At 52.8% G+C, this 684-nt stretch carries 2 protein-coding genes; both read left to right on the forward strand.

Annotation, left to right across the window (positions count from 1 at the left end):
• The coding region (locus tag ACR0ID_RS20435) for a phasin family protein (protein WP_480608435.1) at positions 1–421 on the forward strand (421 nt) is incomplete at its 5' end.
• A 57-nt stretch (positions 422–478) separates the two neighbouring features.
• Positions 479–684: universal stress protein (locus ACR0ID_RS20440; protein WP_480608438.1), on the forward strand; the 206-nt coding region annotated here is incomplete at its 3' end.

Below are 684 nucleotides of genomic sequence, written 5' to 3' on the forward strand. Positions count from 1 at the left end.
CCCGACCTCACTTTTGGATGTTTTCAAGCAAATGCAGCCGCCCATTTCTGGCAATCCGGCCTTCGGTGCCCAGATCGAACAATTTTGGGACGCGCAAGAGAAATTGCTCGAAGAAACCGAGGCCTTTGCGCAGCATTGGTTCGAACGGCGTCATGAGGCGGTCCGGACGGCTCTAAAAGCTGCACGCAATGTGTCTTCCGCGAACCCGTCCGATCCTTCTAAAGCCTTTCAGAGCATGGCGGAGTGGCAGCGCCATTCGGCGGAGCGGTTGGTTGCTGACGCTCAGGAATGGTTTGAAACCGTGTCCCGTTGTGCATCTTATGTCGCTGAAACCGAAGCTGAAGCTGTTGAGAAAACAGTTGATGATGTTGTAGCCGCTACAAAGGGCGCGGGGAAATCTTCAAAGTCTGAGCCTGTGTAGGTTTCCTGCTGCCGAGGAACCAAACTGGATTCATCGAAGCAGTAGATAGGAGGTCAAATGTACAAGAATATCCTGATCCCGGTTGCTCTGGACCAAGAATACGACACACAAGCGTCGTTTGAAGCCGCGCGCCAATTGGCTGATGCGGACGCTGTATTCACTGTGATACACGTCCAAGAGCCAATTCCGGCGTATGTAGGGTCTCAGATTCCCAGCGAAGTACTTGCCAATACGCGGCATGAAATCCTGGAAAACCTGCATCA

This window comes from Ruegeria sp. AL2 (genome assembly GCF_056540845.1).